Below are 13,576 nucleotides of genomic sequence, written 5' to 3'. Positions count from 1 at the left end.
CTAACCACTAACCACTAACCACTAACCAATAACCACTAACCACTAACCACTAACCACTAACCACTAACCACTAACCACTAACCACTAACCACTAACCACTAACTCTTGTTGTTGATAAAGGCAGTAGTAACGACATTTTTGCGCCATAAGTTCTTCGTGGGTTCCTTGTTCTACAACTGCTCCTTGGTCTAATAACAAAATGACATCAGCGTTTTTTACAGTACTTAAACGATGGGTAATAAAAAAGACTGTGCGAGCCTCTTTTTCCTGTTGGAAACGCTGTGCGGACGGGGAAGATCCGCTACCGCGAAATGCCTCTGCAAGATTAAGGCAAACTTGTCGTTCTGATTGGTAATCTAAAGCACTGGTGGCTTCATCTAAAATCAACAAGCGAGGATTTTGTAGAACTACACGAGCAATGGCAATACGCTGTCTTTGTCCTCCCGAAAGCGCCGATCCTTTCTCGCCAACTCTGGTGTTGTAACCGTTGGGCAGAGACATAATGAAGTCATGAGCTGCTGCAATCTTGGCTGCTTCTATAATTTCCTCTGGTGTGGCATCTGGTTGAGTGAGTGCAATGTTCTCTTGTACTGTGCCATCAAATAAGAGCGAGTCTTGCAGCACCATGCCAATTTGACGGCGGAGGGAATAAAGTTCGACTTTGGCAATATCGTAACCATCAATTAAAATTCTGCCAGACTCTGGCTCGTAAAGTCGTGGCAACAGTTTTGTTAAAGTACTTTTGCCAGAACCGCTTTGCCCGACAATGCCAATAAACTTTCCGGGTTGAAAATGCAGGTTAATGTTCTTAAGTTGCAGTGGAGTATGGGGATTAAAACGAAAACAAACGTTCTCAAATTTAACTTCCCCGGAAATGCTGGGCATGGGAATGTTTTGACGATCTAATTCTGTCACTTCTGCGGGACTATCTAAAATATCGCCAAGACGTTCTAGAGAGAGCGCTGTTTCTTGAAAGTTTTGCCACAGTTGAGTTAAACGCAGTAAGGGAGATGTAACGTAACCAGCAATAATGCGAAAGGCAATAAGTTGCCCCAGTGTAAGCTTGCCCTCTAAAACCAAGGCTGCTCCTACCCAAATGACTAATAGTGCGGAAACTTGGTTGAGAAAATTACTTGTAACGTTAGCGCCAGTCGAAGTGACAACGGTTTTGAAGCCAGCGTCTACATAATTGGTATAGTGTTCTTGCCACTGCCAACGGGAACGCAATTCTATATTTTGCGCTTTTACTGTTTGAATCCCTGAAAGAACTTCTACTAAGTAGGATTGAGCTTGGGCATTACGTTCGGCTTTACTTCGTAACTGCCGTCGTACAATCGGAGAAACCACCATTGTTAGGAAGGCAAATAACGGTACAGTTGCTAACGCGACAAGAGTTAAGCTCCAACTGTAAATTGCCATTACCACAATGTAGATAACAGAAAATACGGCATCAAGCACTACTGTTAAAGCAGTTCCTGTTAGAAAAGAGCGAATATTTTCTAATTCTTGGGCGCGGGTAGCGAGTTCTCCTACAGGTCTACGTTCAAAATAGCGTAAGGGTAACCGCAACAGATGATCGATAATTTCTGAACCTAATGTAAGATCGATTCGACTGGTAGTATCGACAAATAAATAAGTGCGGAGACTTGTAAGAAGCCCTTCAAAAACAGCCAGAATCAATAATAAAAGACCCAGTACGTTTAAGGTATTAAAGCTATTTTGAATAATAACTTTGTCAATGATGAGTTGAATAATTAAGGGATTTGCTAAAGTGAAAATTTGGACAAAAAAGGAAGCAATTAAGACTTCAAATAGAACTTTACGGTATTGAACAAGGGAAGGAATAAACCACCTTAAGCTAAACTTCTGCTTGGGTGTGTATTTGGTTTGATTGAGTAACAAGACTTGACCTTGTTCACCCCAATTTTCAATGAAATTGGGTAATTTCTGCTGTATAATGCCGACTTCTGGTACTGCCAAGACTAGCTTTTGTTCGCCGATTTCATAAAGGATGGCGAAGCTATCTTGCCACCGTATCATAGCAGGGGTTTTCAGTTTAGGAATCGCTACGGCTGATATGTTGATAAGTTGAGCATTTAATCCTATTAATTCAGCGATCGCACCACAAAGTTGTAATGACAAAGTTTGAGTGCGCTGAATTTGATTGTCCAGCACTTTTGCGATCGTATCCCGGCGTCCGGGAATACTCCAGTACTGGCTGAGCATTTGGAAGCAAGCTAAAGTGGCGTCTCTTGGTCCTCTACCTTGTATGTAAGGGTAACTGGGCGATCGCGATTTACCAAAAACTGTTGCGACTTCTAATTTGGGAGGGCTTTCCGGCGCATCAGAAATTTCCTCCAAAGGTTGAAGGGTAGACGCTGAAGGATCGACAGTTTCATCTTTGATAGTTGCTTGTCCATCTTTAAGTGGCAAACCAATTAAACGTACAGCAATGGAACTTTGTACCTCCAAATCCCCTAAATCTATATTCAGTGGTAATCGGCTTCCTACAGAAAACTTTGTAACTCCTTTACTACTGACAAACCAGAGCAACCGAGAGTCTAACTCTGTTTTAAAATATTTGAGATTGGTGAGAGTGAGAGCAACAGCATCTGGTAATATCTTAAAAGTGAGTTCTGCAATATCTGAAACATCATAAGACTTCAGTACTGCCTCGCTATCTGCTCGTTGCAACAGTTCGGCACCTAGTAATTCAAAAAGTTCAACAGCACTGCATTGGGTATAGAAATTTTGGGCAAATGCTGGAAAATTTTTGATTAAGGTTAAAAAATCTGTAGCAGGCAAATTAATACAAACTGTTTCTGTAGAAGCAAGGACTGTTTCACAAGGAATTCCACGTAGCAAACTCAGCCAACCCAAAATTGCCCCTGGTTGAAAACGTTGCAAGGTGACCGGTACATCAGTATTTGGAGCTTGGGCTAGCAAGCGTGCCTGCCCTTCATAAATAATTGAAATATAAGCTGAGATATGTTCTGGCACTAGGATTGCTTGACCCATACGATAACGCAAAAGCTGCAACTTGGGAAGTAATTTTGTCAGTTCTTGTGCTGGAAGTTGCTTAAAAGGAGATAATTCAGCGAAAAAATTTTGAAGAGAAGCTTGTTGAGTATAAGTCATTTTTAGTTACTGGGCAAAAGGGCATTGGGCAAAAGGGCATTGGGCATCGTTCTTTTCCTCATACCCCCATCGCCCCCATGACTCTCTGTACCTTTATTTCAACATTTTCTTGACTCATCAGTTTTTGCAGTTGTTCTTTTAGCCAGTTTTCATAGAATTCATTTAACAAACGTGCTCTCATGGGTTCATCTAACTGTGCGGGAAGATATTTTTCTAGCCTCACAATCACAAACCACTCACCAATTTGAGTAGGTGGTAGCAGTTTGCCCGGTTGACTGTTAGAAAGCATTTGTAGCATTGATGGGTGTAGGGTGGACAGTTCCACAGGACCAACCAATCCACCCGTTTGGGCTTCTGGTCCTTGTGAGTATTCACGTGCTAATTCAGCAAAAGACTGCTCTTTTGCAAAAATGCGGAAGAAAAGTTCTCTAGTGACTCCCATATCCTGAGTACGTAGTAGAGAATAAATCACCTTGTCAAGCTTTGTTTTACACTGAAAAAAGTAGGTTTCTAATTTATTACCCCAAGTCAGTTGTTTAAATTTTTCAATTTTTAGCTGACGAGCCACTATAAAATTGAGTTGATGTGGAGCTAAACCAAAATATGTCATCCATTTTTTGATGTCGGCTTCACTTCTAAGCTGATGTTTGGCATAAAATTGTTTTTGAGCTTGTGCTATTTCTTCAGGCGTACACTCTATTGCTGTAATAGCTTCATCGATAATCAGTTCTTGCAGTAACTGTGGCAGCATCTGGTAGCTTCCCAATAAGGAAAGCAATTCGCTTGCTGCTATTTTACGGTTACCTATTTGCAACACTTCTGTCATTAACTGTCAGACGTAGAAAAAACGTATAATTTTTTTGGTGTTGCGCCCTGTATTTGTGATGTTATCAGCCTCTCAAAGAAGTTAATTTTGTGCCATAACTCTTTCACCAAGAATTTTTCTGCGTTGCACCCACTTAGTCAAGGCACTCAAACTTCTTTTCCATTCAGAATTAATACTAACAAACAATTAATAGTTTACTCCTAAACCGCCAACTATATTACCCAAATATGTAGGGTGGGCTCAATACTTATCGGGTTTTGCCTAAAAATACGAAAACACGTAGGTTGGGTTGAGGAACGAAACCCAACATTTATCAGCATTTGTTGGGTAACGCTTCCGCTCTACCCAACCTACAATTTCCTTATCCGAGCAGCGGAAAGGGAGTAATTTGAAATTTTACTCCCAAGTTTCTTTTTTAAAGAAGCAAAATCTTAGCAACGTATCAAAGACCCCTAACCCTTGAAAAAGGGATTAGGGGTATGACATAGAGCAAATATTTGAGGGGCAAACGCTGCACATTAGCGCAGGCTGTGCCATCAGTGCGATACGTAATTCTACCTTCTTAAAATTAAAAGTTTAATTCTTCAATAAGAGTGCAGCAAAAAATATTAAGATACTGCAGATGATGCTTTGGCTTTCTTTGCTGCTTCCTTTTTTTTCATCAATAAGGCCAAACCAGATGCAAAAATCGTGCCACTTAATGTTAACGGTTCAGGTACCGAGCGCGCAGATTGATATGAAATTAAACCACTACCTCCACCAGCATTTGTATACGTAAATTTATCTCCTCCTCTGAATTCGTCAAGAAAGGATTCTTCCACAATATCTGAGAAAAAGAATTCCCCTACTGGAGATAATTCAACATAGTAGTTCAATCCCTCTAATTGCCCGTTAAAAAAGCTGACAACAGGAAATGCCGGAGAATCAACATCATTCTTCTCAGAATAAGTTTTACCTAAGAAGTTAAAGGACAGCGATTGAACCTGTGCGAACTCATCACCTACCCCTGTTAGGCTTGAGTCATCATAACTGAAAGTACCACTTGCTGTTTGACCAGCCAAAGCTCCTGAATTTATATTGACTTCAAAATTAATAACAGCAGCATCAGCGCGAGCGACTTGAGTAGCTGCACAGCCAAGAGTAACACCAGCAGCAATTACCAGTTTTTGAGACAGTTTCATGATTCTTGTCCTTCAGTGATTTAGTAGTGGGATTCTTGGCACCCGTTGAAATTAATGTGACAAAACACTAGGAAACTGCAATTATCTTTGCAACTTCCTCAATTCAAATATTTGCAATAGATCTTTTGCTCCTAGTTGAAAATATAGGATTGAGAAGTTATAGAGGATAAAAGCAATCCCTGTGACAAGCCCTCTAGGTAGGGCAGAGGGCAGAGGAGCCACTTCAGTGGAAGGGTTTCACAGGCTACAGCAAGTGGCGTGGCAGAAGGGAATGTTGGAGTCTTTAGGGAAGCCTTTCTGCCTTCTTCAAAATTACTTTACTATAGTCTTCATACAAAAAACATAATTCTGACTTCTTTCAGTTAGTTTATACTAACGTAAGTTTTACATACATCTTATAAAGTCAGGATAAGGCTTCAGTAGTAAAATTATAAGAATGTATGAATATTTATTACTCATAAAATATTGTATTTAGTGTATATGCCGAAACTTCTTTCCGGCAACAAGGCTATATGTTTGGGGCGAACAACGCTCATATCTATAAGCTGTGAGGATTGAAACGCCAATTGAGGAGTTTGTCCAAAATTCGGCTTTGGCGTTTGGCATTTTGCTCGATCGCCTCAAAAGCCGCAGCAGTAGTACTTTGGCTAAATTGGCTCTGATGCCAAAGAAGAGTCAGATTCAACGTGCGATCGAGGTAAAACTTAAATTCTCTAGCCAGAGAAGATTGCTCGCGTTTAAATTGTTGATTAACAGCATCCACAAGAATTGGCTTGCAACCAACCTCTTCAAGTTTGTCAGCAGTGAGACGCCACTCCAAAAGTTCGTCTATGAGAAGATTCTGACATACAACGTTTTGCTCAATTTCTTTAAAAGCCCGAACGGTTGCATTATCATCTAACCGCCCTTGACGCCAAAGATGAGCCCAAGACAGGGTGCTATTCAGTGAGAGCTTAAGCTCAATCGACATAGATGATACAAATCGTTTAAATTCTTGCTCGACCCAATCGCTATTGATATATGTCGCCAGATGGATTATTTTATTGCTCATAATAAAATTTTTCGGTTTAATAATTTTCTTGATAAAAAAATTGCGGTAATTTACGGTAAACTTCGGAAACTACTACTACTCTACAAGTTATCTACACCTATTCTCCTATGCCTAAAAGTAGATTTAATATCTCTTAGTACTGTTTTCTATCTTTGGATGTATTGATAGAATATTGTGGGAAAGCTTCACTATGCCCTTTCTGTGGCAAGCGAAAGGTGTGGGAGGTGAGGTTTTTCCATACTTGGTGTAGCCCCTTTAAGCATGACTGTTTTTTTACTACTTGAAGATTTAAGAAAACCTATAGAGGGCAAAAATGGCAGCAATATCAGTTAATCAAAAAATTTTTGAAAAATTACAACAAGCATATATAGAGAAATTTGGTGCTTCCCCTAAGTTTCTGATTACTGAGCTAAATCGTGTTTACCAAGATAAAAGAGAAGATTCTAAAGATATTATTTCAGATAAAACGATTCGGAATTTCTTTAAGGATAACGAACCCACAAAAATGCAGGAGAAGAATCTCAACTTTTTATGTGCAATTTTATTAGGGTATGAAAGTTATCAAGAAGCTTTAAGGCAACAAACGGTATTGGAACAAGGAGAGAAAGCCGAAACGGACAATCAAGAAACTTGGCTCCATCGCTATCAAGAATATCTTAAGAGAAAGTGCGGTACTATAAAAGTCCTGACGATGACTCAACCCCTACAACTTGATAGTGTTTATACCCAAGTCAACGTTTTAGAAAATATTCAAGGGAAACAGTCTAAAACTCTTCAAGAACTGTTTAGCCAATTTTCCAATGAAGGTATAAGCTTTAGTCGCTTTAACTATAGAATTAGAAATCATTTATCTGCTTTAGATGCTGTTAATACCTATTCTAAGCTGCTTATTTGGGGAAAACCGGGTGCAGGTAAAACAACCTTTCTCAAACATCTTGTTTTGTATAGTATAGAACAAAAAGAAGAAGTAAAAGAAATCCCTATTTTTATTTCATTGAAAGCATTTTCTGATAAAGAAGATAAACAAAACCTGCTCGATGCCGTTAAAGAAGATTTATCAGACTATATTGCTGAAACATCGCAATTTGTTCAAGATATACTAGAACAAGGTCATTGCTTAATTTTATTAGACGGATTAGATGAAGTTGGGGAAACAAAAAGCGATCGCATATATCAAAGCATTGATAATTTTGTCAAGAAATTTCCTAAGAATCGATTTGTTCTCACTTGTCGTTCTGGCTCTGCTGATTATATATTTCCTGATTTTACAGAAGTGGAAATTGCAGATTTTGATAACAGCCAAGTTGAAATATTTATCAGAAAATGGTTTGCACCCAGTGAAGATTTAAAGTTAGCAGATAGCTTGCTTGAGAAAATAGAAAAAAATAGGGCTATAGAAGAACTAACAGCAAATCCATTATTACTTACGATGTTATGCTTGGTATTTGACGATCGCTATGAACTTCCAAGCAATCAGTACTCACTTATTCATGATGCGGTAGAAATCCTTCTACGCAGATGGGATGCTAGCAGACGGATAGAACGCAGTATAACCAATAAATTCAACCTACCGTATCAACAAAAAGTTAATTTGCTGAGCAAAGTAGCTTATGAGTCTTTCTTGCAAGAACCACACAAAATTTTGTGGCAACAAAGGGAATTAGAAGAAATTATTGGAAATTACATTGAAAATCTTCCGGATTTTTCTACCGATACTCTAAATTTTGATAGTTTAGCTATTTTAAAAAGAATAGAAGCCAACCATGGATTGCTCGTTAAACAGGCGCAAGATATTTATTCATTTTCACACTTGACTTTCCAAGAATATTTTGTAGCTAATTATATTGTAGAGAGTCGGAGCTACGAAATCTTAAAAGAAGTTGTTAAACAGCACTTGGTAAACCGTCAGTGGCGAGAAGTTTTTCTTATAATTGCAGGAAGATTAGCTAATGCTGATGATTTTTTGAAAATTTTATTTATTCAAATTAATAAGCTAGTCAATAGTAAACGATTACAAGATATGTTGGCTTGGCTGGATGATGTAACAACGTATCATGGAGTCAAATCTAGCTCCTGGAGAGCTTTCTATTTATTTGTGGATCAGGAATTTGAACTTTATACAAATCAACTCTCAAAAGTCGATTCTGCCCTAGCACAAAAACTTGCCACTCTTTTAAAAGAGTTCAATCGGGAAAGAAAGAAGATTATCGAGCGCTCACCCCTTTCCGATTTTGCATTATATTTAGTAGATACCTATACTAAAGTATCTGCTAAAGCCGAAAACAAGCAGTTTAAGCCACATAAAGTCAATCCTTTGCTGAGAAAAGAACTCCCCGTAAGCGATGATACCGCCATGGCTCCTCAATTAGGAGGCGAAGGTGTAACAATTGATAAAAATAGGGGTGTGATTACTCTTAGCAAACAACAGAGACAAATTACTCTTGACAAAGATAATTTCCCCAATCAAATCATCTCTAGTATTACCAGCGATAGATCCGTAAATTACGAGAGTTTAGCTGATGAACTCATTTTCTTACAAGAAAGCTTTCCTGATGATAATGCACCCCAATCTGATTGGCAGGATTGGATAAAACATTTAAGAGGAGTCATGAGGCTGTATTTGAATATTGGCTATGATGACGTAAAATTCTCACCCGAACAAATTAAAACCTTAAAAGACTATTTGTACGCCAATATTCTCCTTCTAGAGTGCATTAAAGGTTGTAACTATTCTTCTAAAGATTTACGCACTCAAATTCTCGATTACCTGTTGCTACCTAGCAAGCGCATTCCTGAAACACTTATTAGAGAACAGGGGTTAGGGGTTAGGGGTTAGGGAAGAGGAGTTTCCTCTCGTTCCCAGCCTCCACCTCCTCTCGTTCCCAGGCGGAGCCTGGGAATGCAGCCTACGAGGCTCTGCCTCCCACCTTCTACCCTCTGCCTTCTGCCCGCTATTTTCTCTCCCGAACTTTACCGCCATTTACCGTAAAATGCCACAAGTGGTATAATCCTATATGTAGCGTTCAACTAACTAAAACATGTATATAAGTAGCAAGTCACAAGTAAAAAAGTGCGATCGCAAACCTGGTGAGAAGTGGACAGATGGTTGTTGTAGCTCAAATCCAACAAAATATTCTGAGACTGAAAAATTTGAAGACTCAATAACAAACGCTGCGATCGAGTCTTCTTTTTTATCTGATTCAGAAGCACAAGAACAATAACTTTCTACAGGACTTATGTAAAATTTCTTTACAGAGATTCCAAATAAGTCAAAAGATCTGCCATGGCTTGAGGGCTGGGCTGAAATTTTGGCATAGGTGGCGTTTCACCACTTGTCACTTGGTGTATGAGACCATAGGGCGATTTGCGTTTAGAGACCCCCTGCAAGCTCGGTCCAACACTTCCATCTGCTTGCCAACCATGACAACCAGCACAGTTGATTTGAAAGATGGCATGTCCTTGTACTGGGTCACCTTTAAGCGCTAGAACAGCTTTGTCATAAGGATCTGAAGGGCTAGTTGCATAAACAGCAAAAATGCCCAAAAGGACTGTTAGCACGACCGCCAGAGCCATTAGTGCGATGCGCTGAATCAGAATTTTAGGTTTGGGGATCTGGTTATCCAAAAGTTTGCTGTTCAAGTCAAAGTGTACAAAAAAATTTTATTTCATACACATAGCTTAAAAGTTCTTGATTAATATGCAATTAATTGTGTTTGAAAGCACAGATTGGGAATTGGGAGTAGGGGATAGGGGTAGGATTGGGCATGAAAAGGTGAAAGAGGTGTTGCTGAATTTGGTAGAATGAGGAGCGGGAACTAATTTGTTGCATAAAGGAGATCTAACGTGTTGAACCCTGCTTGACGGCATCGTACTGGGTCTAATCTTCGTAACCCTCGGCGGATTGTTTTATAAAGCTTACGAGCAGTACAAGCGTGGCAATCAGCTCGGTCTGTAATTGTGGGAGTGGGGAGTAGGGAGTAGTGAGTAGTAAATCCTATTCCCCTACTCCCTACCCCCTACTCCCTACCCCCTACTCGATAAAATGTCAAAGCCGTATTGCCGTAGACCTTCTCACGGCAGATTTCCCAAGAAGATATGATGGGCGGTGTCCAATCTTGGGGGCTATGTTCCAGTGCTATTTCGCCGTCCGTATCTAAGAGATGATGGTAAGCTAAGACTTCTAATACTGGCTGATATAATCCGCTAGCATAAGGTGGATCGAAATAAATTCTGTCAAATTGTTGCCCTGAGAGTTTTGGCAACATCTGCACGGCATCCCCTCGCAGCACTTGAAATTTTTGTTCTGCGTTGGCTAGGTGTTGCCAATTTTCTTGAATTATCGCACACGCACGGCTGGATTTTTCAATCCCTGTAACTAAACTGGCTCCCCTGCACAAAGCTTCTGCGCCCATTGACCCAGTTCCAGCACACAAATCCAACCAGCTACAACCATCTATCGTTCCCTGCCAAATGTTAAACACTGCCTCCCGCACTCGCGCACTGGTGGGTCTGGTTTCCCTCCCTGGCAATGTTTTTAAGGGACGATTACCATAAATTCTCAAGCTCATTTGTCAACGGTCATTGGTCATTGGTCATTGGTCATTTGACAAAGGACAAATGACAAAGGACACTCGTACAGAATTCTATTATGCCGCAACTTGTGTCCAAACTTGAGAGACAAAATTAGAGAGGATTTGCAATCCAATGTTAGAAGATTTTTCCGGATGGAATTGCACTGCCATAACGTTGTCACGGGCGATCGCAGCTGTGACAGTTTGACTACCATGAGTGACAGTTGCGGCACAAACCTGGGAATCAGTTGGCTCTACATAATAGGAATGGACAAAATATACCCATGGATTTTGCGGGAGATATTCCCACAATGTTGTTTTTGGGTGAGTCAGTTCGAGTTGATTCCAACCCATATGGGGAATTGTGATACCTGGTTCAGGAACAAATCGCCGTACTATTCCTTTAATAATTCCCAGTCCCGGTTCAACTCCTTCTGCACTTGATTCAAAAAGAATTTGCAAACCTAAACAAATACCTAAAAAAGGTTTACCAGAATCAATTGCTTCTTTTATGGGTTTTTCCAAATCAAGCGAGCGCAGCTGTTTTACAGCTGGATCGAAGGAACCCACTCCCGGCAAAACGATAGCATCTGCTTTTTCTAATTCTTTTGCCGAATCAGTAATCCTTGGAGTTGCGCCAGCTTTTTCTAATCCTTTGCAAACCGAGTGCAAATTTCCCATGTCGTAGTCTACGACTGCAATCAACGCCATTTACCTGCTCCCTGCTAATTTATTATGGAGGGTACTTATATTCTAAATAATAATTCTTATGCAGAAAAGGTTTTTATTAACTTCTTTTCAAACTTGGTTACCCCATCAAAAATCAAATTCTTCTGATGATCTATTGACAGAAGTTGCCCGACTCAATTCCTTGCCTTATGAGTTGACACTGTTGCGACAGTTACCTGTAGATGTTGAGCAAGCCAGTTTTCGAGTCCTAGAAAAGATCCGCGAACTTCAGCCAGACAGCATCATTTGCTGTGGCATGGCTGAAAAACGGACGCTATTAAGTGTGGAAGTAGGTGCTGTCTGTGGAGAAAGTAAGTTGCTGACAACGGTTGATTTAGAAAAATTAGTGGTGGGCTTCCCGAATGTTGAGATCAGCCATGACTGTGGAAAATTTGTCTGTGAAGGTTTGTACTATTCTGTTTTAGATGAACTGCGCCTCCAGGAACTCAAAACCCCTTGCATCTTTGTTCACGTTCCTATTTTGACTGAAGAAAACTTCCCCTCAATCTTGGAGGATTTTTTGCTGATGATTCACAAATTGGCACTTTTGTAAAGATAATTGCGTCTCAAAGTAGAAAAAAATATATCGGTATATGTTTCCATTCTTACTCATTCTTCCCATCGCACAAATAACACCTTCCCCAATCGTTCCCCCACCCGCACCTCCTGAAGAAATTGTGCAAAAGCAACAAGTCCGCCCGCTACCAGGCAAATTAGATGAGGTGCCAGTGTTCAATAGTAACAGCCCAGAAAAGGTTTTGAAAGAAGGGATTTTGCTCTCAACTTTTCCATCAGAAGGGAAAAAAGTTCCCACAGCACATTTAAATTTTCCTTTTAAAGGTCGATTTGATGTTTTTGCTCACCACGTAGCTGAAGCACCAACTCCCGAAGATTTGCGATCGCTATATTTGGGAATTATCCTACATAACCCCAGTACTCAACCAGTAACAGTAAATATCTTGCAAGCCGCTACTTATCTCAGCCAACCAGAAGCACCCTTTGTCGATCTGCCATATCAGAGTGATAATATTTTGAGCAATACCTTTGCAGGACCAGGCGATCGCGTAACAAATCAAGTTCTTCGGGGACAAAGGCAAGAAACCTTCCCGGCTCAAATCATTATTCCACCGGGGGAAAGCCAAATGTTACTTAATGTACCAATTCCCGTAAAAGAACTCACACCACCTTTAAATGGTCGGTCTACATATATGCGGGTGTGGAGTAGTGGCACAGTCTATGCAGCCAGTCTGGCAATGTTTGCGCCAACAAATCCTGATGGTAGCGAACGTCCTCCTACTGTAGAAGAGTGGCAATATCTATTAAATAATAGTGAATTATCCAGTCCTCGTGACAAAACCCCCACTCCTTTAGAACAGACAAGCAAACCGATAATTTACGGGCGCGTTGCTGGAGTTGCTTTAGGTTCGGAATGGAAAGGTTTACTTGTAGATAACCCTGAAAAAACATATCTTACCATCCCCAGTCCCGGACAAGCTTTTTCCTATGGACTGAGTACTTTAGATCGCGGTACATTGGGTACCGAGCAAATACAAAGTGCTCCCATGTTGGTACGCTATCCTGACACCGCTTATCGCGCCCATGGAAACTATGGGGTGCAATACAGCTTAACTTTGCCGTTATACAACAACACTCAAAACCAGCAAACAGTCACCGTCTCAATGCAAACACCAATTAAAGAAGATAAGTTAACTAAATCGGGGCTGCGCTTTTTGAATTCAGCTTCCCCGCAAGTCTTCTTCCGTGGCTCAGTGCGAGTTCGCTATCAAGATGATGCTGGGTTGCCTCAAACCAAGTACGTGCATTTGGTGCAACGACGCGGACAACAGGGAGAACCTTTGGTGGTACTGAATATGAAGGGAGGAGAGAAAAGATTGGTTGAAGTTGATTTTCTTTATCCCCCAGACGCCACTCCCCCACAAGTTTTGACAGTGGCTAATGGCTAATGGCTAATGGCTAATGGCTAATGGCTAATGGCTAATGGATAATGGCTAATGGCTAATGGCTAATGGCTAATGGCTAAGAACTAACAATTAGCAATTAGCAATTAGCAATTAGCAAT

12 protein-coding genes are annotated in these 13,576 nt (G+C 40.4%); 5 read left to right on the top strand and 7 right to left on the bottom strand.

Annotation, left to right across the window (positions count from 1 at the left end; translation table 11 throughout):
* Positions 1-84: 84 nt before the first annotated feature.
* From F7734_RS56845 to F7734_RS56830, 4 genes are all read right to left on the bottom strand, one after another.
* Complete coding sequence (locus tag F7734_RS56845; protein ID WP_155752971.1) at positions 85-3,138, bottom strand: peptidase domain-containing ABC transporter; 3,054 nt, start codon at positions 3,136-3,138, stop codon at positions 85-87.
* Positions 3,139-3,196: 58 nt separating this feature from the next.
* Positions 3,197-3,964 carry a peptidylprolyl isomerase gene (locus F7734_RS56840; protein ID WP_155752970.1) on the bottom strand — a complete coding sequence of 256 codons (768 nt, stop codon included), beginning with the start codon at positions 3,962-3,964 and terminating at the stop codon, positions 3,197-3,199.
* A gap of 608 nt (positions 3,965-4,572) precedes the next feature.
* A complete protein-coding gene (locus F7734_RS56835) occupies positions 4,573-5,145 on the bottom strand; it encodes a PEP-CTERM sorting domain-containing protein (protein ID WP_155752969.1) in 573 nt (190 codons plus the stop codon).
* 538 nt (positions 5,146-5,683) lie between these two features.
* Positions 5,684-6,196 (bottom strand): hypothetical protein, encoded by a 513-nt coding sequence (locus tag F7734_RS56830; RefSeq protein ID WP_155752968.1) that lies wholly within the window; start codon positions 6,194-6,196, stop codon positions 5,684-5,686.
* A 313-nt stretch (positions 6,197-6,509) separates the two neighbouring features.
* Here F7734_RS56830 and F7734_RS56825 point away from each other — a divergent pair, with 313 nt between their 5' ends.
* Together F7734_RS56825 and F7734_RS56820 are read left to right on the top strand one after the other, a co-directional pair.
* Positions 6,510-9,032 (top strand): NACHT domain-containing protein, encoded by a 2,523-nt coding sequence (locus tag F7734_RS56825; protein WP_155752967.1) that lies wholly within the window; start codon positions 6,510-6,512, stop codon positions 9,030-9,032.
* A 202-nt stretch (positions 9,033-9,234) separates the two neighbouring features.
* Entirely contained in the window at positions 9,235-9,417 is a 183-nt protein-coding gene (locus tag F7734_RS56820; RefSeq protein WP_155752966.1) for a hypothetical protein, read from the top strand.
* A gap of 28 nt (positions 9,418-9,445) precedes the next feature.
* Here F7734_RS56820 and F7734_RS56815 read toward each other — a convergent pair whose 3' ends face one another.
* A complete protein-coding gene (locus F7734_RS56815) occupies positions 9,446-9,820 on the bottom strand; it encodes a cytochrome c (RefSeq protein ID WP_155752965.1) in 375 nt (124 codons plus the stop codon).
* Between the two features lie 229 nt (positions 9,821-10,049).
* Between F7734_RS56815 and petG the strand changes: the two genes are divergently transcribed.
* Entirely contained in the window at positions 10,050-10,151 is a 102-nt protein-coding gene (gene petG / locus F7734_RS56810; RefSeq protein WP_155752972.1) for a cytochrome b6-f complex subunit V, read from the top strand.
* Between the two features lie 61 nt (positions 10,152-10,212).
* On the opposite strand, the gene rsmD is transcribed toward petG, so the two are convergent.
* Positions 10,213-10,764, bottom strand: coding sequence for a 16S rRNA (guanine(966)-N(2))-methyltransferase RsmD (rsmD, locus tag F7734_RS56805; protein ID WP_155752964.1), 552 nt, complete (start codon positions 10,762-10,764; stop codon positions 10,213-10,215).
* Between the two features lie 78 nt (positions 10,765-10,842).
* Complete coding sequence (gene hisH, locus F7734_RS56800; protein WP_155752963.1) at positions 10,843-11,478, bottom strand: imidazole glycerol phosphate synthase subunit HisH; 636 nt, start codon at positions 11,476-11,478, stop codon at positions 10,843-10,845.
* Between the two features lie 58 nt (positions 11,479-11,536).
* On the opposite strand from hisH, the gene F7734_RS56795 reads away from it, so the two are divergent.
* Together F7734_RS56795 and F7734_RS56790 are read left to right on the top strand one after the other, a co-directional pair.
* Positions 11,537-12,049, top strand: coding sequence for a peptidase C15 (locus F7734_RS56795; protein ID WP_155752962.1), 513 nt, complete (start codon positions 11,537-11,539; stop codon positions 12,047-12,049).
* Between the two features lie 40 nt (positions 12,050-12,089).
* A complete protein-coding gene (locus F7734_RS56790) occupies positions 12,090-13,460 on the top strand; it encodes a DUF3370 domain-containing protein (RefSeq protein WP_155752961.1) in 1,371 nt (456 codons plus the stop codon).
* Positions 13,461-13,576 lie beyond the last annotated feature (116 nt).

This window comes from Scytonema sp. UIC 10036 (genome assembly GCF_009725235.1).
This window is presented reverse-complemented; position numbering and strand designations above follow the sequence as displayed.